At 54.3% G+C, this 20,188-nt stretch carries 19 protein-coding genes and 3 pseudogenes; 5 read left to right on the top strand and 17 right to left on the bottom strand.

The genetic code is table 11. The features are described 5' to 3' along the window. Positions 1 to 2 precede the first annotated feature (2 nt). From SD70_RS38405 to SD70_RS22340, 16 genes and pseudogenes are all read right to left on the bottom strand, one after another. Positions 3 to 596, bottom strand: coding sequence for a copper amine oxidase N-terminal domain-containing protein (locus tag SD70_RS38405; RefSeq protein ID WP_041049868.1), 594 nt, complete (start codon positions 594 to 596; stop codon positions 3 to 5). A 101-nt stretch (positions 597 to 697) separates the two neighbouring features. Beyond that, entirely contained in the window at positions 698 to 1,039 is a 342-nt protein-coding gene (locus tag SD70_RS38400; RefSeq protein WP_041049866.1) for a copper amine oxidase N-terminal domain-containing protein, read from the bottom strand. An 8-nt stretch (positions 1,040 to 1,047) separates the two neighbouring features. Beyond that, a complete protein-coding gene (locus tag SD70_RS22405; protein ID WP_041049865.1) occupies positions 1,048 to 2,835 on the bottom strand; it encodes a PhoX family protein in 1,788 nt (595 codons plus the stop codon). A gap of 230 nt (positions 2,836 to 3,065) precedes the next feature. Further along, positions 3,066 to 3,551, bottom strand: a complete 486-nt coding sequence (locus tag SD70_RS22400) for a hypothetical protein (RefSeq protein WP_041049863.1) — start codon at positions 3,549 to 3,551, stop codon at positions 3,066 to 3,068. Then, positions 3,551 to 4,363: a DUF3100 domain-containing protein gene (locus SD70_RS22395; protein WP_052487761.1), complete on the bottom strand. Its 813-nt coding sequence runs from the start codon at positions 4,361 to 4,363 to the stop codon at positions 3,551 to 3,553. The genes SD70_RS22400 and SD70_RS22395 overlap by 1 nt, the downstream gene beginning before the upstream one ends. A 27-nt stretch (positions 4,364 to 4,390) precedes the next feature. Continuing rightward, a pseudogene (locus SD70_RS22390) lies at positions 4,391 to 5,648 on the bottom strand (M20/M25/M40 family metallo-hydrolase). A gap of 144 nt (positions 5,649 to 5,792) precedes the next feature. After that, positions 5,793 to 6,116, bottom strand: coding sequence for a cupin domain-containing protein (locus SD70_RS22385; protein ID WP_041049861.1), 324 nt, complete (start codon positions 6,114 to 6,116; stop codon positions 5,793 to 5,795). A 23-nt stretch (positions 6,117 to 6,139) separates the two neighbouring features. Beyond that, positions 6,140 to 6,895 (bottom strand): C1 family peptidase, encoded by a 756-nt coding sequence (locus SD70_RS22380; protein ID WP_052487760.1) that lies wholly within the window; start codon positions 6,893 to 6,895, stop codon positions 6,140 to 6,142. 62 nt (positions 6,896 to 6,957) lie between these two features. Next, positions 6,958 to 7,373 (bottom strand): annotated as a pseudogene (locus SD70_RS22375) (VOC family protein). A gap of 151 nt (positions 7,374 to 7,524) precedes the next feature. Continuing rightward, positions 7,525 to 8,025: a DUF6220 domain-containing protein gene (locus SD70_RS22370; RefSeq protein ID WP_041049860.1), complete on the bottom strand. Its 501-nt coding sequence runs from the start codon at positions 8,023 to 8,025 to the stop codon at positions 7,525 to 7,527. A 19-nt stretch (positions 8,026 to 8,044) separates the two neighbouring features. Continuing rightward, positions 8,045 to 8,560 carry a DUF2269 family protein gene (locus tag SD70_RS22365; RefSeq protein ID WP_041049858.1) on the bottom strand — a complete coding sequence of 172 codons (516 nt, stop codon included), beginning with the start codon at positions 8,558 to 8,560 and terminating at the stop codon, positions 8,045 to 8,047. A gap of 182 nt (positions 8,561 to 8,742) precedes the next feature. Beyond that, on the bottom strand, positions 8,743 to 9,435 hold the full coding sequence (locus tag SD70_RS22360; protein ID WP_041049856.1) for a response regulator transcription factor: 693 nt from the start codon (positions 9,433 to 9,435) through the stop codon (positions 8,743 to 8,745). Continuing rightward, positions 9,432 to 10,898, bottom strand: coding sequence for a sensor histidine kinase (locus SD70_RS22355; RefSeq protein WP_041049854.1), 1,467 nt, complete (start codon positions 10,896 to 10,898; stop codon positions 9,432 to 9,434). Before SD70_RS22355 ends, SD70_RS22360 begins: the two co-directional genes overlap by 4 nt. A 27-nt stretch (positions 10,899 to 10,925) precedes the next feature. Continuing rightward, complete coding sequence (locus SD70_RS22350) at positions 10,926 to 11,642, bottom strand: ABC transporter permease (protein ID WP_269432508.1); 717 nt, start codon at positions 11,640 to 11,642, stop codon at positions 10,926 to 10,928. Positions 11,643 to 11,667: 25 nt separating this feature from the next. Beyond that, positions 11,668 to 12,396 carry an ABC transporter ATP-binding protein gene (locus SD70_RS22345; protein ID WP_231571413.1) on the bottom strand — a complete coding sequence of 243 codons (729 nt, stop codon included), beginning with the start codon at positions 12,394 to 12,396 and terminating at the stop codon, positions 11,668 to 11,670. A 33-nt stretch (positions 12,397 to 12,429) separates the two neighbouring features. Continuing rightward, entirely contained in the window at positions 12,430 to 13,335 is a 906-nt protein-coding gene (locus SD70_RS22340) for a hypothetical protein (protein ID WP_041049848.1), read from the bottom strand. 167 nt (positions 13,336 to 13,502) lie between these two features. On the opposite strand from SD70_RS22340, the pseudogene SD70_RS33805 reads away from it, so the two are divergent. The 3 genes and pseudogenes from SD70_RS33805 to SD70_RS22325 all read left to right on the top strand — a co-directional run bounded on the left by SD70_RS33805 (position 13,503) and on the right by SD70_RS22325 (position 17,972). After that, positions 13,503 to 16,145: pseudogene (locus tag SD70_RS33805) on the top strand (PHP domain-containing protein). Positions 16,146 to 16,599: 454 nt separating this feature from the next. Then, a complete protein-coding gene (locus tag SD70_RS22330) occupies positions 16,600 to 17,385 on the top strand; it encodes a DUF72 domain-containing protein (protein ID WP_041049846.1) in 786 nt (261 codons plus the stop codon). Beyond that, complete coding sequence (locus SD70_RS22325; protein ID WP_052487757.1) at positions 17,382 to 17,972, top strand: uracil-DNA glycosylase; 591 nt, start codon at positions 17,382 to 17,384, stop codon at positions 17,970 to 17,972. Before SD70_RS22330 ends, SD70_RS22325 begins: the two co-directional genes overlap by 4 nt. Positions 17,973 to 18,001: 29 nt before the next feature. On the opposite strand, the gene SD70_RS22320 is transcribed toward SD70_RS22325, so the two are convergent. Continuing rightward, the gene (locus SD70_RS22320; protein ID WP_041049844.1) at positions 18,002 to 18,397 is read right to left on the bottom strand and encodes a DoxX family protein; all 396 of its coding nucleotides are present in this window, start codon (positions 18,395 to 18,397) and stop codon (positions 18,002 to 18,004) included. A 201-nt stretch (positions 18,398 to 18,598) separates the two neighbouring features. Here SD70_RS22320 and SD70_RS22315 point away from each other — a divergent pair, with 201 nt between their 5' ends. Both SD70_RS22315 and SD70_RS22310 read left to right on the top strand, forming a co-directional pair. Next, positions 18,599 to 19,552: a VanW family protein gene (locus SD70_RS22315; RefSeq protein ID WP_052487756.1), complete on the top strand. Its 954-nt coding sequence runs from the start codon at positions 18,599 to 18,601 to the stop codon at positions 19,550 to 19,552. A gap of 58 nt (positions 19,553 to 19,610) precedes the next feature. Then, a complete protein-coding gene (locus tag SD70_RS22310; protein WP_041049843.1) occupies positions 19,611 to 20,129 on the top strand; it encodes a hypothetical protein in 519 nt (172 codons plus the stop codon). The last annotated feature ends 59 nt before the right edge of the window (positions 20,130 to 20,188 follow it).

Below are 20,188 nucleotides of genomic sequence, written 5' to 3'. Positions count from 1 at the left end.
GGTCAGGGTGAACTCCTTGCTCCGTCCGCAGCTATAACCGGTTTCATGCCGACTCCGCCAAGCGCGTCTTTCACCTGCTGCTCTTCGCCGGCGAACTGGGCCGCCGCTTCGGGCGTCGTCACCAGCACGCGGTTCGAATTCGCATCGAACTTGACTTGCACGCCGAAAGCTTCTGCTATCGTATCGGCCGATACCATCAACGTTCCGTTCATCATTTTCGGTTCCAGGCTCGGCGCCAGCATTTGGCCTTTGTACACGACGACCGGTCCATGATTAGGCGTATGTCCGTGTCCCGACATATCCGGCAAATCCGGTGTATCGATCAGCAGCGCCCCATGCTCGGCATCCCATTTCACCGTCGCCCCGAGCGCTTCTGCGACGCTGCGAGCAGGCAAGTAAAGCTCGGATAAATCTTTGCTGAGCGATGCTTGTCCAGGGACAAGATGTCCGTCTACGGTAACCGCCATTGCGCCCTCCTCCGCTTCCGCCGAGGCGGCGGCGCCGTCATGCCCGCCGCCGTGCGCGAAGGCGGCCCCGCCTGAAGCTAATAACGCCAGCAGTACCCCTGCAACGACCCAATATTTTTTGCGCATCATCCGGTTATCCCTTTCATCGTCGGATTGGAAGCGCAAAAGACCATGAGAGCCGCTAACGGCTCTCGACGGTCTTTTGCCGCATACCATATTTTTGCTGCGGATTACTTGCTCAGGAAGTTCATGAGCGTTGCCGTCGGGAATACGGTTTTCTCGTTCTCGAGCTTCACGGCCGTCGGCAAATTCACTTCTTTGCCGTTCACCGTCGCCGTTACGGAACCGAGCTTAGCGGTCAGCGTGTTGCTGCCTTTGGTCACCGTTACGCTGCGGTCGTTGTCGTTCCAGGTCACTTTCGCGCCCTTCGCTTCCGCCATGTCGCGCAGCATCGACAGCGTATTGTCCGTATCTTTCCACTCGATCATCTGCTCCATCGATGGCAAGCCGCTGATGTAGCCTACCGCGCCGGAGCGTTTGCCGTCCCAATACTTGTCGATGAGCGGCGACACTTGCGCTTTCAGGCGTCCGGCAATATCATTTCGTCGCCGGGATGCTGGATGTTGCTCATGATGTAGCTGAAGCCGTTCAGGTTGTCGATGCTCTGGAGGCCCGTCACTTCCGCACCCGCCGGGGTCGTCAATATGCGGGAAAGCTTCTTCGTGTCGATGTTGTAAGCCCACAAATAATTGTTCGCATGCATGCCGCTGTCCTCGCCGATAAACAGCGTGCGCAGCCCTTCGGAATAGGCGATGTTGTCCGGGTTGGCGATGAGGTTGTCGTCAGCCGTGTTGCCTCTTTCGTCCGCTTTGGCGAGGTCTTTGCCGGCTACGAGCCCGCTTATCGTTGCCGCCGCATACTCGCTGTGGATGGCGTTGCCTGCGGAATCCTTTACACCGCCCTTAAGATCGAGCTGGTACACGACGCCGGCCTTGATTTTCTTCATATGGATATCGTCGACCGGATCGGCTTTTTTCGTGTCGGCTTCCATCCCTTTCTCCATATAGGAGATGACGACGTACATCTTCTTGTCTTTCGCGTTGGCGGCAACGCCTTCCATTTTGTTCCACTCCGCCGTAGCGCCCAGCATCGCGCCGTAGCGGCGGGATTCCAGAAATGCGGCTGCCTTCTCCATCCCCGGCTTCACTTTCAGCCACTCGGTTTTGCCGCTCGGATACGTTTTGATTTTCGAGAAGCCGTCCGTGTCTTTGTCGGCCGTATCGAAAATGTCGCTGAATTTGACGCCTTTATCGATATAGGCTTTAATCTCGGCGTCGGTCGCATGCCCGAGATTGATCCAGGACAAAGTACCCGCGCCGCCGTTCGCATCGTCGGCCGTCTGCGTGAATTTCGCCGCGTACAGCGTGCCCGCGGACAAATCTTGCGCCTTGTCGGCTACGTACATGAACAGCATCGTATTGCCGCCGTCGTCGCCGAAGAAGACGGTCTTCTGATCCGGAGCCACGCGGCCAAGCTCGTGCGAGAAACGGCCCATGGAGTAGTGCTTGACGACAGAGTTCGTTCCGTCCGCTTTCACCGTAACTTCAGGCAAATAGCCGTAAGCGTAAGGATTGCCGGTCTTTTTGTCGTCCTGGTAGTACGCTTTGGCGAACGGCCCGACGTAAGTTTGCGTCGGATCGGCCTCGAACGCGCGCGCATCCGCCTCGTATTCCTCGGAGCCCAGATGCGTGTTCCAAGGCGTCAAGGAGCCGTTGCAAGGAATCCACAGCCCGTCTACGCCGGAGAAGTCGATTTTGTGCAGATCGGTAGCGACGAGCTCGCCGGTCTTTTTGTTCTGGTCGATCGTGGTCCGGCTCATCGAAGCGGGGACGACGCCGTAAGCGGATTTGCCCGCATTGTTGTTAGTTATGTATTCATAGTGCGTAATCAGCGTCAGCGGGTTGCCGCCTTTGGCAGTTGGCTTCTGGCCGTCGATTTTCATCAGGCTGTTGGAATCCGGGTCGTCGGATACGAACGGAACCGGGTTGTTCGGCACGCTCGTGTCCATGATCGGGTTTCCTTTGGCGTCGACGGCGACGCCGGCGATCGTGCCGCCTACTTTGTCGGTAGACTTGAACAGCGTCTTGTACGTGAGCGGGAACGAGCGGACGGAGCCGTCCGTGTACGTCACTTGCAGGGAGGCGGTCGTGTACAGCTTGGCCATTTCGTCCGGCGTGGACGGAGCAGGCATGCCGACGAATTCGACCGATTGCACTTTCACGCCGTCCGCGGCGGCTACAGCCGGAAGTGCGGCCGGAGCGAGCAGGGCAAGTCCGATAACTGGGGCGAGCAGCTTTTTATTGAGCATCGATTCTCTCTACCTTTCTTATGTAAAATGAAGTTCTCGGGTTGCCCGGGACCGGGCAGCCTGAAGTTCTGTACATAAGAATAGCCCCTTTATGTCATCGCACGGTAAACGCGAAGGCAACGTTACGTCAATTGAACATGAAGGTTTTGTAAAGAAATGGAACCGGCGGATAAAATGAAACAGCCTCCGCCCGAATGATGGGCGGAGGCTGTTTCATTTTCACGTTATTGTTATTTTGCGGAAACGTGCAGGCCGAACTGCGCCAGAAGGGCGCTTCCGATGTACATACCGCTGAACACGAACACTGCTACGATCGCGACTTTCCACGACGTTTTTCTAAGGTCGATGAGGCGGTTCGCCACCGAAATCCCGGCAAACGTAAGGATCGGCGTCGTGATCGACAAGAAGTCGACGGCCTGGATCATTTTGATGAACGAGTCGGAAATGAGGCAAAACACAAGCGAAGTGATCGATACCCAGCCCAGAACGGGAAAATCCTGAACGATTTTGAGAGGCACTTTTTTCATGAGGCCGGAAATGAGAATGCCAATGAAAGAGAACAGCCACAGCACGCAAAGACCGTAAACGGTCGTCATGGAAATCGGCGTGCCGTGCGGATTTTTCAGCAGCTTGATTTCCTGCGTAAATAAGATGAGGCAAATGCTAAGCAGCAAAACGAGCGCATATTTCGCGTATTTGTTCAAGCCGACAGCCATTACTTGCCACCCCTAACGAGTAATTTGTACATGAAGCGCTGCAGCGGCACAGCCAAAAACACCATCGTGTAAGTTCCCATGAAGCTCGTCAGCAGCTGGCTGGCCGAAGCGTACGCCGTTATCGTGCTTCCTTTGGCCGGAATGCTGGCCACCAGCGAGGACGAAGCGGCTGTCATCATGCTGGCGGAGCCTACGCCGGCCGACATCGCCAGCGCTTCGACCGAAAAGCCGAGCGAAATGAGAACCGGGGTGAGAATGCTGAAAAACAAAGTCCCGAACAAAGTGCCGATAATGTACAAAGACAGCACGCCCCGGCCTTCGTCCGAATCCAGCGTATATTTCTCGGAGATGTACGCAAGCTCCCCTTCCCGGCCGATGCCGAGCGTAGAACCGATCGCCTCCCGCCTTAATCCGATCAGGATCGCGATCGGCAGCCCGATCAGCACGGTGCACAAATGCCCGAATTCCTGAATGAAGAAAATCCAGCCTACGCGCAAAATCTCATGAATTTTCGGCGCTACGTCCGCGCCGTACCGCGCCATCAGCGGAAGCATGATGAAGATCAAATATTTGCCGGAGAAGTTCACGTTCTCCGCGCTGTACACTTTCTTCAATATGCCTTTGCGGAAAACGGTGATGCCCAGCACCATCGTAATCAAAATGGCGTACACGAGAGGCAGAAAGCTGATTTTGACCGTTCCGAACTTGATCGACTGGATACCGATATACTCTGACGCTGTAATGACCAAAAGCGCGAATACAAGCAAAAGAATAAAATACGACTTTGGTGACTTGGCAGTTTCAGATTGCATGGGCAGCTCCTCTTTTCTGTTAATCTGTCATCCGCTGATGGACGCGATCAGCTTTTCATACTGCTCGTAAGTTCTTTTGTACAGCTTGGTTTTGTCGATCCTGCCGCTCAAGCGTTCGAATACTTGGGACAGAAAGCGCGGGAACACTTCATAAATGAATTCGGGATCGATATCTTTGAAGTCGTCCCCGTGGATCGTGCCCGTAAAGCCGCTGTAACCGATCTGGATGCAAGGGATCATGAACGACAAATCCCCGATGTCCCCCGCCGCGCTTATCGCCGATTCATTGCGGATTTGGGCGATTTCCCCGTTCTCGCGGAACGCCTCTATCACGAACTCGGACAAGTAGCGGTTCTGGACGAAAGGCAAATAGCCCATTTGCGTTTCGATCGACACTTCACCTTGCAAGGCAAGGGCGCTGCCTTTGGCGGCATCGTCCATTTTGGCGGCGGCTTCTTTCATGTACTCGACCGTTAGCGTCCGTAAATCAGACCCGACAGTAATGCGGTTCGGAATTACGTTCGTGGACATGTCGGATTCCATCACGATCGGATTCATTCTGACCTTCTCCGAGTCTTTCAGCTGCTGGCGGCTCAGGCCCAGAGCGACGTTGAACAGCGTGGACATGCTGTAAGCGTTTTCGCGGAAAACGGGTCAAAGCCCGCATGCGTCGCTTTTCCGACCCGAACGTATACCGCTTGTACAAAAATCCCGCCAAATCGCAATTCGTCTCGATCGTCCGCTCCGAGAATTCCCCGCCCATGGCGTGCACGCAAATGCCGATATCGATGTCGTCGAACACTCCCAGCTTCATCGCTTCCGGTTTGCCGCCGTAATAGGAGATCTGTTTGCTTTTCAACAGCTCGTCCCGATACGCCAAGTCCAAATACTCTTCAGCCGGCACGAAAATGAACGTCAGCTTGTAGTCCAGCGACCGGTAAACGCCAGAGACGAAAAAATAGCGATACAGCGCCAGGGCGATCGCAACCTGGGTATAGTGGCCGCAGTTGTGGGCCGCACCCGTCGACTTGTCGGCGCGCCAGTGCGAAGGCGCATACACGGCGTCCAGTTCGGCGATGAAGGCGATATTCAGCTCCTTCCCGCTCCCCAAAGAAGTTTTCAGCCCCGTGGTGCTGAACGAATCCAGCTCGATGGCGGGGTTCACCTTCTGGAGAAAATCGATGACGGTTTGCCGCGTCTTGACTTCTTTGTAGCCGAGTTCCGGATTGTCAAAAATCGTCCGCGCAATCGTTGCTATTTCGGCGTATTGCTCTTTGAACAGCATCGCTTCCCCCTGCCCTTCTTATTGCGTGTTACTTATTATAACATGAATCGACATAATTAGACTATATAGGCATAAAAAAGAACCCGCCGCAAGTTTTCCCGCGCCGGGCCTAATCTTCTATGCAAGCGTTCCGCAAGCGGAACGTTATATGCGCTGCAGCAAATCGTCGCGCAACGGCGTAAACGTGTCGAACAGCGCCCCCGCGGCGAGCGCTTTTACCCCGTGCTTCGCGCCGCCAGGAATATACACGCTGTCTCCTTCGCGCACGCGGCGGACTTCCCCGCCGATCGTAAAATCGAACTCCCCGCGCACGACGTATGTGAGCTGCTCATGCGGATGCGAATGCATGTAGCCTTCCGCCCCCGCCTCGAACTCGACGACCATGCTCATGATCGCCTGCCCGACCGCCGTAATTTTTCTCCTTACCCCGGGCTCGGCGTCTTGCCATTGTCCGATAACTGTATTCATACGCGTTCGCCCTCCTCGGCCCCTTACTTCCCGGTCCACATATCGAGCATCAGGCTGGGATCGCGAAACATCCGGTACGGAATGTAGCAATAACCATGATCGCCCCAGCCTTCGCCCCACGAGTTGCGCACGATCACATACCCTTGGCCCCGCGCCTGGTTTTTGTAGCCGACAGCCAGCATCGCATGCCCGCCGAGCACCCGTTCCCGCGTTTTGCGCGGCAGCGGCACTTTGCCCGTGCTGGCTACTTCCGGCGATTCGAAGCTCTCGTACAGCAGGAGCCCGATAACGACCGGCTGCTGCTCCGCCAGCGCCGCCTTCAGCGCATCGAGATCGAGCACGCGATGATATTCGGCGATGCGGTACGCTCTGGCATCGGTTTCCGCCTGCACCGTCGGCCGGTCGGCGAAGTGGTCGACACGGTACGGGTAATCCCGTTCCGGACATACGCCGAGCTGCTGCAGCACTTTCATGCCGTCGCGAATGTATGCGCCCGAGTCTTCCCCGATATGCCCTTCCAGCTCCCGCTCATGCCAATACAGAAACAGCCGGGACAGCGGCGTGAAGCTGTCTCGGCTTTGCAGCAACAAATATTCGCGAAGCCCGCTTACGATCGCGTTGGCCGTGCAGCTGCCGAGCGGGCCTTGATCAACGACGGGAGACAGATGCGGCCGCAAGTCGATCTGTTCGGGCAGATCCGCGGGCCTGACATACGTGGCGCTCATGAAATGGTAGTCCCGCAAATCGCGAGGCTCTTTTTTCAACGGATATTTGCGCATATAAGTCCCACCTTCCTCCTAAGGATGAGACTATTATATATGATTTTCCATAATTTTGAATACTAGTCTTGGTTAATTGCGGCCGGATCCATGTAGAGAATCTCCCAAAGGTGATCGTCCAAATCCTGAAAGCTCCTTACATACATAAAGCCATGATCCGTCGGTTCGTTGGAAAGCTTCCCTCCGGCTGCGAGCGCTTATCCGCAATCTCGTCGACCTGCGCTCTGCTGTCGGCGGATAAGGCGACGATGACTTCCGTACTGTTGGCCGCATCGGAAATGTTCTTCTTGGTGAACGTTTTAAAAAAATGCTCGCTCACCAGCATAGCAAAAATGTTATCGCCGATCACCAAACACGCAGCGTTGTTATCGGTAAATTGGGCATTAAATTCAAAACCTGCCGCTGTAAAAAAGTCGATCGATTTCTTCACGTCCTTGACCGGCAAGTTCACAAAAATATTTCCCAGTTTGACAGCCACGTTAAAAACTCCCCTCGCCTCGCAAATTAATGGACTTTCCTCCTTCACTTTAGCATAAACCGCACACGATCATTTCTTATCGATTGCGATATTTCAGCCATGGCGGAGGGCGAATTCGTACGCAAGGAATCGAACGTGACCCCTCCCGGTTTTACCCCTTAATTGCGCCCGCTTCTTTTTGGAGCCTGCCCGGTCCATTCCGCAGCATGAGCCACGGCAATGACCGCTTGCTAACATGCAGCGAAATCCAAAACAAAAGCAGGGCATCAACGGTGTGGAACGCCGGGAGAAATCCGGAGAAAGTTCGGACCGTCATATGCTGCAAGGAAGTGAGCGCAAACAATGCCAATGTCCACCAACGAAGCCCCCCGCGGATTCGGCCGAAAAACGATAGCAGGAACATGATGATCGATCCGAATTCGAAATCGTTCGCGAATGTGCGATGCAGCTGCAAATAATCGCTTTTCACAAAAACCGCCAATCCGGCAAAAAAGACTTGAAGAATGACGCACGCAAAGTAACCCGCCGCCAGCAGCCCGTAAACGAACCGTACCGATCGAATTCGTGCGGATAGGCTTGCCTCTTCCCCTTCCTTCATTACAGAGCTCGCCTTTCTGTCGTCTTCCGTTCTTTTTCCCTTTTCGTTATCCATGCTTCATTGCTCCTTTCGTTCATTCAGGATTGTGGCGTTTTTTTCGCGGTCCCCACGGCTTGAAGACGGACAGCACCAATATCGCGGAAAGAGAAAGGATCTGGAGAATAATGCCGGTCCACAGCTCGCCTCTGTTCACGATAAACGACGGATCCTGAAAAACGCCTGTCCCTTCTGCCGAAGTCAACTTAACCGCTTTGAGCGTCCAGACATACATACCGATCGGTCCCAATGCGACGGAAAGAAGGGTCAAGATTTCCTTGGCGATAAGCCAGTTAAATTTGAAGAGACCCCAGTGGGTGCGGACAGAGAGTAGAATCCCGGTAATCATAACGAAAATAACAGAATACCGAACAGCCGTTTTGGATAAAACATGCATACTGGTGTAACACCCCAGAAGCACGCCTGCATCGCTCGTATTTGCCGCTGTAATGCTTAAAATCAGAAAGACAAACGCTTCGCCGAGCATGAGCCCGGAAAACAACAGATGGAGCGTCAGCAGCCACTTTTTCCCGGTTGCGCCGAGTTTCCCCAAACCATTCACCTCCCGCCTTCCAAACCGTTTCCTTCTCTCATGTTAATATCCGATTCTAAATGGAATCTAACCGAAATCTAAAAAAAGTATAAAATTTGAAAGATATAGAAAAAAGCGATCCTCTCTACCGGAAAGTAAAAAGGGATCGCTTCAGAGACTGCAGCATTTGAAGTTAGACGCATCTATAAATTGAACCGGTACCCGACGCCCCATATCGTCTCGATATACTGCGGCTTGGACGGGTCAGCTTCGATTTTTTCCCTCAGCTTGCTGATATAGACCGTCACCGTGGCATTGTCCCCCAAAGCGTCCAATCCCCAAATTCTCTCGAACAGCTCGTCTTTGCTGAACACCCGGTTCGGGTGCGTCGCCAAAAACAGCAGCAGGTCGTATTCCTTGGACGTTAACGGAACTTCCGCTTCGTTCACAAACACTTTCCGCGACATTTTGTCAATGCGGACGCCGCGCACGCGGAGCACGTCTTGCTGCGCAGGCCGATAATCCGCCGTTAGCCGGTCGTAACGGGCAAGATGCGCCTTTACTCTGGCCACCAGCTCGCCCACGCTGAACGGCTTGGTCATGTAATCGTCCGCGCCGAGTCCGAGCCCGTGAATTTTATCGATGTCTTCTTTTTTTGCGGAGACGATCAAAATCGGAATATTTTTCGCCTTGCGGACTTGCCGGCATATTTCGAACCCGTCCGTCTTCGGCAGCATCAGATCAAGAATGATCAGGTCGTAATGCTCCGCCAGCGCTTTGTTCAGGCCGATATCCCCGCTTGCCGCGACGTCTACCCGGAAGCCGCCCGCTTCCAGGTAGTCTTTCTGCACTTCCGCAATGACCTGCTCGTCCTCGATCAGCAATATTCGCTTCATGACTGCTCACCGCCATGTTTTATTGGCAACGAAAAATACACGGTCGTTCCTTCCCCGCTGCGGCTTTCCGCCCCAACGCTGCCGCCTTGCCCTTCGACGATTTGTTTCACAATCGCAAGGCCCAGGCCGCTGCCGCCCGTTGCCGTGTTGCGCGACGGCTCCGCCCGGTAAAAGCGGTCGAAAATGTGCGGCAGCGCAGCGCTGTCGATCCCCGGCCCGTTATCCCGAATGCGCACCGTCGCTTCTGTCTCGCCTTCGATCAATTCCACGGCAATCTCTTTATGTTCCTTATCCATATACTTCAAGCTGTTGTCTATAATATTCACGACGACCCGGCGCAGCTTCTCGCGGTCGGCCATAACCGAAACCGGCCCGTTGCCGGAACGGGTGAACGAAATGCGCACTCCGGCCAGACGCGGGTCGAGGCGAAGCTCTTCGACGCAGTCGTGCAAATATGCCGCAAAATCGACCGGTTCCAAATGAAACGGCAGCCTGTTCAAATCAAGCTTGGAATACAGCATCAATTCGTCGATGAGCCGGTCCATCTCATCCGTTTTTTTGGCGATCATGCTCACATATTTGTCCCGCATCGGGCCGGTGTCCGCTATGCCGTCCTGTATCCCTTCGACGCATGCCTTAATGCCGGTAATCGGCGTTTTGAGATCGTGGGAAATGTTGGAGATGAGCTGTTTGCGGTTTTCTTCGTATTGCAATTGGAGACGGATCGAGTCGTTCAGCCGGCTGCGCATCTCCTCGAACGCCGCGCCCAGCTCGCCGATTTCGTCTTTGCGGTTCAGCCTCACCTGATGGTCCAAATTTCCCTCTTTGAATTGTTCCGCTGCATGCTTCAGAGCAAATAAAGGCTTGATGAGGCTGCGGGAGACAAGAAACGTGAGCACGCCGTTCGTTAACCCGATCACCACAAGCAGGGACAAGACGAGAAGCGGGAAAAATTTCCGTGCGCTATCGAACAACGGTCTCAAATCGGACAGCACATACACCGTGCCGGCGCTATGATCGCCGAATGCGACATCGTACTTTACCGCCGTGAAGCGGCCGCCTACTTTATTGCCCCATGGACGGTGATTCTGCTCCGCCTGCACTCCTTGCAGCTCGTTGAGCAGGTCGGGAATCGCGACAAAAGGAGAAACGAACGCCGCCTGGCCATTTTTCACGACAACGAGTCCTGCCTGCACCTCATTCAGTTGTTTGTCCGTGTTTTGCACAAACGCGCTGTCGGCGAACCGGTCGGGATCGGTTCTGGCCATAAACTTGACGCCGGCGATCAGCTCGTCGCGCGCGTTCGCCATTTGCCACACTGCCGGAGGTCCTTTCCTGTCCCCGGTTCCCGCTGCATTTTGGAAAAGTACGGTGCTCAGCACAGAGAACACCAATGCGAATAACACAACGGGAATGAAGGTCATGGCGATATAGGAAAGCAGCAGTCTCGTCTTGATGGACATGGGCAAATCTCCTCGTATGGCGGCTCATTACCATTGTTTTCTATCGAATACGATCCATCCTGCCGTATAAGCCATTATACAATATGCGAGCAGCAGAAAGAATGAAGAAAGCAGTTTCACCGCCGATACCGCGTTTCCGATCCACAGCACATGCCAGTCCGTATAGGAGAAGACGGACCATACGGAAACTTGCGGCAAAACGAACGGCAAAAGTTTAGCCGCGGCATAGATGAGCAGGCTCAGCGTCATGGCGCCGGTCGTATTGCTGAAGCACTGGGCCACGAATACCGCCATCAAGCCGACCGCCATCATCGGCACAAAAGCGGCTGTATAAGCTATCGCGCTTTCCAGCAAACTGCCGGCCACATTCGCCTTCGGCACAAACAAGCCCGAGATGACGGAAGCGATCCAAAGCGCCGCGAGAAGAACGGCAACGTAGACGGCGATCGCCAGCACTTTCGAGGCGAACACTTTGGTACGCGCAATGGGGCGGACGAGTACGAGTTTGATCGTGCGGGCCGCCGCCTCGCCGGAAAACGAATCCGCCGCAGCCATAAACAGAACTACCGGCAGCGGAGCGAACGTGAACAGGCTGAGCATCATGAGCGGCAGGCTGCTTCCGAGACTGCCCAGGACGCCAGCGTTCGTTTGCAGCGCGGACAGCAGCATGGCGGCCGCGGCCGGTACGAGGAGCGTAAGCAGCAAGCTTCCTTTCGTCCTGCGGCGTTTCCAAAGTTTTTCCATTTCATTGAGCGTATTTGCATATAAACTATTCATCATCATCATCCGCTTCCTTTGAAGCTTGAAGGTGTGTGACTACGTACTGCTCCAGCGTCATCCCGTCCCGCAACCATTCATTCGCTTCGCCAAGACGGATCAAACTGCCTTTGTTCATTATCCCGACGCGGTTCGCGATCAGGCTCAAGTCGTGGATCATATGGCTGGAAATGAGGAACGTGATTTCATGTTCCTGCGCCAACCGGCGGATCGTATTGCGGATATCGACCATTCCCTCGATGTCGAGGCCATTTGTCGGTTCATCCAAGACGACCATCCGCGGGTTCGACAGCAAGGCGGAAGCCAGCGCCAGCCGCTGCTTCATGCCGAGCGAATAGCCGCCCACCCGTTCGTTCGCGTATTGGGCAAGACCGACCTGTTCGAGCGCCTGGCCGATTCTGGACCGCGGCAAATCGGGATAAAAACGGGCGGACAGCTTCAGGTTGTCGTACGCGCTCATATAGTCGTAGGCATCCGCCGTTTCAACGATACAACCGACGCGCTCCATCGCTTGTTCGAAACGTTCCGTTACGCTATGTCCGAAAATATGGATCGTTCCCCGGTCCGGCCGCATCAATCCCGTCAACATTTTGAGCAGGGTCGTTTTGCCTGCGCCGTTCGGGCCGATGAGCCCGAAAATGTCGCCTTGCGCTACATCAAAACTGACATTCCGGACTCCGCGGCCGTTGTTATACAGCTTGGCAACTTGCTTCACTTCCACTACGCTCAATTGGACTCACTCTCCAGCACGTTGTTAATGATGCCATCCCCGTCCCGCGCCATCGTGCCGAATTTCCTCGGTCTGCTTTCCGGTCAAGTCGATCCGTTCGGGCGTCGTTTGATTAAAGCCGCTTAAATCGACATGCAGCTGGATAACGAGAACATGTTGTTTGCCGGCTTCATCCGTGCCGGTCACTTTGATTTCGGCCTGCTGCTGCTCCAGCACGTTGTCCGGACTAATCTTGGCGTCCAGATTGATCGTCTGCACTTGAACGTTGTCCGTCAGCTTCGGTAGGTCCACTTTCATTGCCGACGGCGGATTGGCATCGTTTTTGCCGTGATTCCATTTGCCGTGGTCCCATTCTTTGCCGTCGGCAGCCTTGGAAACGACCATCGAGCCAAGCGCATTCACTACTGCAGGAATTTGGCTGCCGGAAAGATGCAGTGCAGCCAGTTTGCTTCCGTCCGCTTCGCTTTCCACCGTCGCCAGCTCCCGGACATTGCCCATGAGCGCGTCGAATACTTGCTCAACTGCTTTTGGGGGATTCGGGGCAACACCTTCATGCTGCCATTTCGGAGCATTGTGTTCCATCACCCGATAAACGTCATCGTCGCCGCTTTTGAACACGACTTTCCCGTCTTGCCGATACACATTCGCGGAATGCGTCTGAGTGCCGCCCTCGATCGTTGCGGCTACACTCCCGGCATCGAGATCATGGTTCAGCTTGATGTTCGCCGTGCCGGCAAGCACCTTCGCCCCGTTATCGGTAATTGTCACTTCCGCAATAGCCGTCAAGCTCTTTTCCGCTTTCGTATTGTTCAGTGCCGTTTTGTAGGCGTCGTATCCGGATGTGCTCGCCATCGCAGACATCCCGCTTGCAACAAGCATCACCGCGCCGATTCCGAAACCGGCTCCTACCGTCAACCATTTTTTTCTCATCGTAATCCTCCTAGATACTTTATTTGAGCTTTCTGTATCCATCATAACCGCCATGTCTAAAACGCCTCTAAACCAATTCTAAAAAAAGTATAAAAACCGGTTGCGGCATATGGAAGGAAACAACCTCCAATGACAACGGACGCTTCCTTCCGATATGATAGAAACAAATGTTCTCGTTCATTCAGAGGAGATCTGCCATGGAAAAGCTGGGAGCAGGCTTCGTACACTTGCACGTGCATACCGAATATAGTTTGCAGGAAGCGGCATGCCGCTTGGATGAGCTGACGCAAACTGCCAAGTCGTGGGATATGGAGGCGCTGGCGATAACGGATAAAGGCGCAGTGAGCGGGGCGATTCCGTTTTGCAAGCTTGCCGCAGAACACGGCATCCGCCCGATTGTCGGCTGTGAAATGCAAGTCGGCGATGCTGGGGAATCTCTCATTTTATTGGCCGCTTCCAAGCGGGGATACGAGCACATTGTCGAGCAGTTGAACCGCGGCACGTTCCATCCGCCGTCCTTCTGCGGGGATATCATCGCGCTTAGCGGAGGAACGACCGGAGCGATCCATCGTCTCATCGCGAACGGCCAGAAGGATTTGGCCGCCAAGCAAGCGCTTCTGTACGTTCAGTGGTTCGGAAAGGACAATTTCTTTCTGGAGCTCCAACACCACGGATTAGAGGGCGACGATGTCCGGATTGAACGCGTTGTTCAGCTTGCCCGCGAGCTGGATATTCCAGTTGTGGCGACCCACGATGTGCATTACGTGACTCCCGAAGACGCCGTTTTGCTGCATATGATCCAGTCCGGCAAAAATAAGCAGCGGCCCCTATCCGAAGCATCGGCAGGGCCGTTCTATCTTCCCTCGCCCCGCGAAATGAAAGCAAAATTCCGCCATCTTCCGGATGCTTTGGCCAATACGGTCCGCATCGCCCGGAGATGCCGGTTTGAGCTCGTATCGGGAGAGCTGAGGCTGCCGAGCTTCCCCGTCCCGCAAGAGTGGGACGCCTGTCGCCATCCGGACGAGGCATTGCGCCGTCTGTGCCTGGAAGGGATGCGGCGCCGTTTTGATTCGGCCATATCCGCTCCGGGCGATTCGCAGCGGCAGAAAGCCGCGGAACGAATGAACCGGGAGCTTGAAGTCATTACGGCGCGAGGGCTCTCCGACTACTTCCTGATTGTGTGGGACGTTGTAAGATATGCGCGCAGCCAGGGCATTCCCGTCGGACCCGGCAGAGGTTCCGCCGCCGGCAGCTCGTAGCGTACTTACTCGGCATAACAGAGGTAAATCCGCTCCTGTACGGCTTGTCCTTTGAACGATTTCTGAGTCCGGACCGCGCCGATTTGCCGGATATCGATGTGGACGTTTGCCAACGAAGGCGGGGCGAGCTGCTGCAGTATGTCAGAGATAAGTATGGAGCGGAGCGGATTGCGCATATCGGCGTGCTGAGCACGTTCGGGACGCGGGGTGCGGTACGGGCGGCCGGGACGTGCCTGGGCATGCCGAAACAACAGGTCGACGTATTGGCCAAGCTTCTTCCCTCTTTTTCAGGCAAAGGCGGAATTCGCCACTGCCTGCAGACGTTGCCGGAATTGCAAAAGCTGCCGCTCGGCAAAGAGCCGTTTAAGTCGCTGTTTCAGCTGGCCGAACGGCTTGAAGGCATGCCGCACCAGCACTCCGCCCACCCGTCGGGCATGTTGCTAGGAGATGACCGTTTGGCCCGGACGATTCCTTTGCAGCTCAGGCCGAACGGGGAGCCGATGACTCCGTTGACCAAGGACGATGTAAAAGCGCTGGGCTTGTTGAAAATCGACCTGCTCGGTTTGCGCAACTTGACGGTCATTCACGATACGTTGGCATCGATCCGCGAACGAGCAGGCGGCCGTCTCGAGGTGAACGATATTCCTCTGGGCGATGCGGAAACGTTCCGGACCATCGGGAGCGGGCATACGCTCGGGTGCTTTCAGCTGGAAAGCATGGGAATCCGCCGCTTAATGCGCACTATGCAGCCGTGCAGCATCGGCGATGTAGCCGATCTGCTCGCTTTGTACCGGCCCGGCGCGTGGAACGAAGGCATCGTGGAAACGTATTTGCGCCGGCGCCGTGGCGAAGAAAGCTTCGAAGTTCCGCTGCCTGAGATGGAGCCCATCCTTTCGCCGACGTACGGCTTGATTTTGTACCAGGAGCAGGTGATGGCTGTTGCTCAAGCCGTCTCGGGATGCTCCATGGGCGAAGCCGACTTGCTGCGGCGCGCGCTCGCCGCCAAATCGGCCGATGCGCTGGCGTACTACCGGCAGCGTTTTGCCCGCGGGGCGGCGGAGCGAGGCGTGGCGAACGGGGACGCTCTGGCCGTATTCGACTTTTTGGCCCGGTTTGCCGGGTACAGCTTCAACAAAGCCCATAGCGTCTCCTACGCGTACGTGGCCTATTGGACCGTTTATTTGAAAACCCATTTCCCGAAAGAATACATGGCTTCTGTGCTGAGCGGGGAAGGCGGATATTACGATAAAAAAGTATACGTCAGGGAGATCGCCAGAATGGGCATCCCCCTGCTTGGTCCCGACGTCAACCGAAGCGGGTTCGGGTTTCAAGCGGAAGATGAAGGAATCCGCGCAGGTCTCGAAGCGGTTCAGGGCTCGGGGCCGGAATCGGTCATTTCATTGCTGCGCTCCCGCCGCCGCGACGGCGAGTTTCGCGCTTTTCCCGATTGGCTGAAACGGATGAAGGCGAACCGGATCAAACGGCCGGTGCTCGAAGCGTGGATCGCTGCGGGCGCCTGCGACCGATTTGGCGGCCATCGGCGCGGGATGATCGCGGCTTTGAACGAAGCGCCGGAGAAGATGGCCGGTAACGCGGTGCCCGCGGCGATTCCGGATTTTGCCGAGCCGGAAAAACGAAAGATGGAAAAGGCGCTGCTCGGCTTCCCGTTGCAGCGAACTCCAACCGGGAAATGGCGGCAGTTTTTGCGGCGCTTCAACATCGTTCCGATCGAAGCGCTGTCCGCTTGCAGCGACAATGCCCGTATCCGGATATGCGGAACCATTATACACAGCCGGCGGTACCCGGCGGGTGATGGGGATTACATGCTTACGCTCGTCTTGCAGGACGATACCGATATGATCGAAGCCGTATTGTATCCCACTACTTACAAGGCGTTTTTATACGAATTGCACCCGCAGGGCATATTACTGGAAGGCATCGTCCGGATGCAGAACGGGCAAGTACGCGTCGTTGCACACAAAATCAAGGCGCTTGGAGGATGACTATGCTTCTGATCGGAACGGCCGGTTACAGCTATGACGATTGGCGCGGGACTTTTTATCCGGAAGATTTGGACAAGAAAGAGATGCTGTCCTTTTACGCCCGGGAATTTGCGTTTACCGAGGTGAACTCGTCGTTTTACGCGATGCCCAACCGGTTCATGCTGTATCATATGAGGGAAAAAACGCCAGAACATTTCCAATTCGTCATGAAAGCATACCGGGGGATGACCCACAAACGGGAAAATAACGAGCAACACTTCGAGGATTTCAAGGAAGCGCTGAAGCCGCTAATCGAGGCAGACAAGCTGGGGTGCGTGCTGGCGCAGTTTCCGACCAGCTTCCGGAACCGGGACGAAAACCGGGATTATTTGAAGGAGTTCAAAGAGATGATGGGCGACATACCGGTCGTCGTCGAATTTCGCCACGAGGAATGGATCGACGAACGCATTTTCGACTTGCTCGAAGAAGAGCAGCTGGGTTATGTGTGCGTGGACGAGCCGCAGTTCAAAACGCTCGTTCCGCCGATCGTCAGAGCGACCGGCCCGATCGGCTATGTCCGGTTTCACGGCAGGAACTATAAGAAATGGTGGCACCATAAAGAGCCGCACGAACGGTATGACTATTTGTACAGCGAAAACGAGCTGCAGAACTGGGTGCCGAACATCCGCAAACTCGCCGCGAAGACGGAAAAGACGTTCGTCAGCATGAACAATCATTACCGGGCGCAAGCCGTCATCAACGGCCGGATGCTGCGGGAATTGCTGGAGATGGAGGCTGTTCCGACATGACCGCCGCCACAACCGCCCCTCCCGAATTGCAAGCGATCGGCGATTTGGAGACATTGAAATCTTTCTGTTTGCGCGTATTTTTGCCGGAACCGGGAGAGCGGCTTGTGTTCGGAGAAGGACCGGCACAAGCTCGCCTGCTATTGCTCGGGGAAGCTCCCGGGGAGCAGGAAGCCAAGTCGGGCCGTCCCTTTGTCGGCAATGCGGGAAGGCTGCTCGATAAATATTTGGAACGGGCGGACATCCGCCGGGAAGAGGCGTATGTCACGAACGTCATGAAAGTGAGGCCCCCCGGCAACCGGACGCCGCGGGCATCCGAGGTCCAGGATGCGCTGCCGGTTTTGCTCCGGCAAATCGAGCTGGTCCGCCCGGCGGTCATCGTATGTCTCGGGAGCATAGCGGTGCAGGCCATTGTGGACAGAAAAGCGAAAATTACGGAAATCCGCGGCGCGTGGCTGGAAAAGGACGGGATCCGCATCATGCCGACTTACCATCCGTCCGCCGTCTTCCGCGACGAAAACAAAAGAGAGCTTCTGAAACAGGACCTGGCCGCCGCCGCAGAATGCTTGAAAGAGCTGCGAACATGGTAAGAACCCCGGACACCGGTTCTTGCCATGTTCTATCCTCGCTTTAACGGAATGTACTTGCGCACGTTTTCGTCCCTCAGCCAAATGCCTCCCCAAGCTAAAACAGCCATATAGACCGGAAACAGGATATGGGAAAAAAGCGGGAGGTCCAAACGTAAATTCGCAGCGATCGCCCCGCCGAAAAATCCGGTCAGCAATACGGCACCTAACACAGATGTGCGAGGGATGGCGTAAAGAATGGTGGCAAGCAGACCGAGTGCCCCAATCCAGCTAATATGATGCTCGGCATAACCGAGACCTACGGTCCCCTCCACAACAGCAGCGGGCTTTAAAAATTTGGATATGCTGTCAAACAGCATAAACAAAATGACAAGTCCTCTCATGATTCGGGCCGTCCATAGCCGGCTTTTGGAAATGTTGTTCGTCATCGCTATCGAGCTCCTTCATTCTTAATTTCCGGTAAGCCCATATTAGCTTAACAAATGAGCCGCGATTTCTTTTCGATTGCTATATTTCGACGGATTTCCATATATCCGAATCTATCACGGAATCGCATCGTGATTGCTTTGTTTTATCTGGATAAACCATGCAGGCAGTGTTCACAATATTTTTGGGGGGGACGCCAGAATATGAGCAGCTTATGGAAATTCGCGGGGTTATGGCTATTGCTGGGACTAGCCGGGCAATCCGAACCGATACGGCAGGAGCAGCAAGGAGCAAATATGATCGAGGTTAACCGGGCTGATTATGCGATCCCTCTCATTAGTCCCCCTATTGTCGACACTGTAAAATTGAATCAGCTTATGGACGGCTTGGCCAAAAAAGTGTATAGGAAGCCGTTTAATGCGCGGGTTGAAAGCGGGGGAAACATTTTGCCGGAACGCGCAGGAGCGCAATTGAATCGCAAAGCCTTTACAGAAAAGTTTTACGGCTTTTTTTACGGCAGCACTACATCCCGGCTGGAAGTACCTGTATCACCGATTTATTCGAAGGTAGACAGCGAGCTGTTGGTCCAAATTTGCGAGCGCACCATCGGGTACTATGTAACTTATTTTAACGGAGGAAACGAGAGCCGGTATCATAACATTAAGCTTGCCGCCGATGCGATTAACTCTTACGTCTTATTCCCGGGTGAAACATTTTCCTTTAACCGTGTGGTCGGGATGCGCACGGTCGACAAAGGTTACAGACGTGCTCCCGTCATCGTGAAGGGGGAATTTTCAGAAGGTATCGGCGGGGGAATTTGCCAAGTATCTTCGACGTTATTCAATGCTGTGGATCACGCTGGCTTACAGATAGGAGCGCGCTATTCCCACAGCCGGAGGGTGCCGTATGTCCCTCCGGGACGGGATGCAACGGTTAGTTGGGGTGGGCCTGATTTCAGTTTTACGAATAAGTACAATCAGCCGATTGTGATCCGTACTTTTGTTTCCAGAGGGAAGTTGACGGTTACGATATCGTCCTCGGACCATATTGTATACAAACAGCGCAACGTGCCAAGCGCTTCCAAGGTATTGCCTGAGGAAATCAATGCGGATTTGGATGCGAACGGCGATGTCATACCGGCAAAACCGACTTCGTGAATGATTCTCTTTTATGGGTCGAGAGAGGTGATATCTATTATTGGGGGCTGTTCGATCATTGGAAAAAACAGTAATCGCATTGACGTTCGCGTTTTTTACTTTCGTATACCATTACGCATGGGCTGCACCGGAATTCGGTGACGTTGATTTATTCGATATGGAGCGCGGAAAGCCCATATGGTCCATAAATAATTCACAGGCGATACAAAAAGAAACACTCCAATGGATTTCTTCCATCAGTTGCTTTTATAGAGGGGACCTTTCGGAATTGAATTTTAAAGAGGGCGAATATTGTTTAAGGATTCCAACTTACCCCATTAGGGTCGAAAACGATATGATGAATGTGGTTATTCAAGATGTATACCTTTATTTAGGGGATAACCACGCACCTATATTGCTATTGTTTGATGTAAACTGGCCGAAAAGATACGCCGTGCAATTCAGAACGGATGTAAGGCCATTTATTAAGGAGCTTGGAATTTGGGCAATTGTTAAAAGTAAAATATATTCCAATAAATGGAACAAGGATCCATTTACGATTTGGAAAGCTACTCCACATGACTCGCTGCATATATGAATTTTCTCAAGGGTAAATTACCTACAGTCTCTAGGGGATTCTTATTGTGGAGGGATTCA

The sequence above is a fragment of the Gordoniibacillus kamchatkensis genome (assembly GCF_000829455.1).
GTDB classification, from domain to species: domain Bacteria; phylum Bacillota; class Bacilli; order Paenibacillales; family NBRC-103111; genus Gordoniibacillus; species Gordoniibacillus kamchatkensis.
Note: the sequence above shows the minus strand (reverse complement) of the source record. Positions and strands in the feature narration are given on the sequence as shown.